The following is a 2104-nucleotide window of genomic DNA, read 5'->3' as shown; positions in this document are numbered from 1 at the left end:
TTATACCTATTTTAATATTTAAATATGTTAATATTCGTCTATTAATATTAAGGAATTTGATGAAAAAGGTACTGATTTTATGTACGGGTAATAGTTGTCGTTCTATTATTGCCGAAGCATTAATTAATAAATATCTGAATAATATGAGAGCCTATAGTGCAGGTGTTAGTGCAACTGGTAGTGTAAATCCCAATACAAAAAAGGTTTTAGAGGATGAGGATGCTTGGTCGGATGACTGTTATTCAAAAAGTTTAGATAAAATGTTGGATATAGAGTTTGATTTGGTTGTGACTGTATGTGACAGTGCCAAAGAGAGTTGTCCCACTTTTTCAAAAAGTACAAAAGTTGTACATGTTGGTTTTGAAGACCCTGATGGAAAAGATTATGAAGCTTTTGAAGAGACTCTACAAGAGATTAAAAAGAAGCTTTTGCCCATAGTGCGTAAAAAATTATCATAATGTAGGGGCAGACCAATGTGTCTGCCCTTCGTAAATTAAGGAAAAAAATGAACAAAAATGTAACAAAAACCAATGATGGTGTAAAAATCTCATTTACAGGTGTGGTACAGAAACAGAACATCATAAAGATGGTAGAGAATTGTGCAACAGGTCAGTGTGAGTGCATGAGTGATGAGACCAAAAAGAAGATAACAGATATGAAAGTAACTGGGGTTGATGGCAAAGTTGAGCTAAATCTCACAGGTGCTGTAGCCAAAAAAGAGATAGAAGAGGCATTAGCAAAATCAAAGGTAATAAATAAAATAGATGAGTAGACAAGAGAACTTTAGAACAAAGATTATTGGGGGAGAGTTTAAAGGTAAGTTCATAGAGATACCAAATATCTTTACAACACGAAGCTCAAAGGGTATTTTGAAAGAGTCCCTGTTTAATACTCTCCAATTTGATATTATAGATAAAAACTTTGTAGAGGTTTTTTCAGGCTCTGGTTCTATTGGACTTGAAGCGTTGAGTCGTGGAGCAGGGCAGTGTTACTTTATTGAGTATAACAAGATTGCTTACAGAGTTTTACAACAGAATATCAGAGAGTTAGACCCTAGTAGATGCCATCATATGCTTGGAGATAGTTTTGAGAAGTTTGAGACTGTTTTAGATATGTTGAAAAACTCTGATGAAAAGACATACTTCTATTTTGACCCACCATTCTCTACTCGTGATGGGATGGATGATGTCTATGATAAGACCATCGCTCTGATTGAGAAGATAGATGCTTCTAAATGTGAGATGGTAATAGTAGAGCATATGACAAAACTAGATATGCCCAAAGAGATAGGTGAACTAGAGCAGGTCAAACGAAAAAAATTTGGTCGCTCTACTATGACTTACTATATAGCAAAAGAGAGAGTGTGAAAAACCAAGACCATATAGCCCTTTTTATAGACTCTGATAATATCTCCCACAGAGCATTAGAAGGAATTATCAACGAACTTAGCAAATATGGAGTCGTAAATATTCGTCAAGCCTACGGAAACTGGACAAAAGACAATCTCAAAAACTGGGAAGAGAAACTTTTGGAGTTTGCCATCAAACCTATACAGCAGTTTGACTATAGTAAACATAAAAATGCAACAGATATACTGATGACCATAGATGCGATAGATATGTTACACACTAAAAAAATAGATGCATTTGCTTTTGCCACTAGTGATAGTGACTTCACCCCTGTAGTGATGCGTGTACAGCAAGAGGGGATAAAGGTCTTTGGATTTGGAGAAAAGAAAACCCCCCAAGCATTTATGGCGGCCTGTTCACAGTTTATCTTTACAGAGAAATTGATGGATTCTGGTTCTCGAAGTGCTGATGAAACACCTCATAAGAGAAAAACAACAAAAGATTTGAAACAAGATAAGTGGCTTCTAAATCTCTTGAAAAATGCACATAATCAGACAATGGATGAGCATGGTTGGTCAAATCTAGCCGATATGGGAGCATATATCAGTAACAATAGCTCCTTTTCTCCTGTCAACTATGGATTCAAGAAGTTAAGTAATCTTCTGCGTTTTATGGATATATTTGATATCTATATGGATGAGGATAGTAAGCAGATGAGTGTTAGGGATAAGGGGTATAAGATATAAGCATAAACA

At 35.5% G+C, this 2104-nt stretch carries 4 protein-coding genes; all 4 read left to right on the top strand.

Annotated elements, in window-relative coordinates; translation table 11 throughout:
• Window positions 1-59: 59 nt before the first annotated feature.
• Genes GSY74_RS07315 through GSY74_RS11040 form a run of 4 tightly spaced genes read left to right on the top strand, consistent with a single transcriptional unit; the run spans window position 60 to window position 2095 of the window.
• Window positions 60-458, top strand: a complete 399-nt coding sequence (locus GSY74_RS07315) for an arsenate reductase ArsC (RefSeq protein ID WP_188108704.1) — start codon at window positions 60-62, stop codon at window positions 456-458.
• 47 nt (window positions 459-505) lie between these two features.
• On the top strand, window positions 506-772 hold the full coding sequence (locus tag GSY74_RS07310) for a hypothetical protein (RefSeq protein WP_164664448.1): 267 nt from the start codon (window positions 506-508) through the stop codon (window positions 770-772).
• On the top strand, window positions 765-1367 hold the full coding sequence (rsmD, locus tag GSY74_RS07305) for a 16S rRNA (guanine(966)-N(2))-methyltransferase RsmD (protein WP_164664447.1): 603 nt from the start codon (window positions 765-767) through the stop codon (window positions 1365-1367). Before GSY74_RS07310 ends, rsmD begins: the two co-directional genes overlap by 8 nt.
• Window positions 1364-2095 (top strand): NYN domain-containing protein, encoded by a 732-nt coding sequence (locus tag GSY74_RS11040; RefSeq protein ID WP_164664446.1) that lies wholly within the window; start codon window positions 1364-1366, stop codon window positions 2093-2095. Before rsmD ends, GSY74_RS11040 begins: the two co-directional genes overlap by 4 nt.
• Window positions 2096-2104: the final 9 nt, after the last annotated feature.

This window comes from Sulfurovum sp. bin170 (assembly GCF_010892395.1).
Classification (GTDB): Bacteria; Campylobacterota; Campylobacteria; order Campylobacterales; family Sulfurovaceae; genus UBA1140.
The sequence above is the reverse complement of the archived record's forward strand: the minus strand, read 5'-3'. Positions and strand labels throughout refer to the sequence as shown.

What these genes read in the sequence shown, in the direction of transcription:
- GSY74_RS07315 (WP_188108704.1), top strand. Translation starts at nt 60, where the DNA reads ATGAAAAAGGTACTGATTTTATGTACGGGTAATAGTTGTCGTTCTATT.
- GSY74_RS07310 (WP_164664448.1), top strand. Translation starts at nt 506, where the DNA reads ATGAACAAAAATGTAACAAAAACCAATGATGGTGTAAAAATCTCATTT.
- rsmD (WP_164664447.1), top strand. Translation starts at nt 765, where the DNA reads ATGAGTAGACAAGAGAACTTTAGAACAAAGATTATTGGGGGAGAGTTT.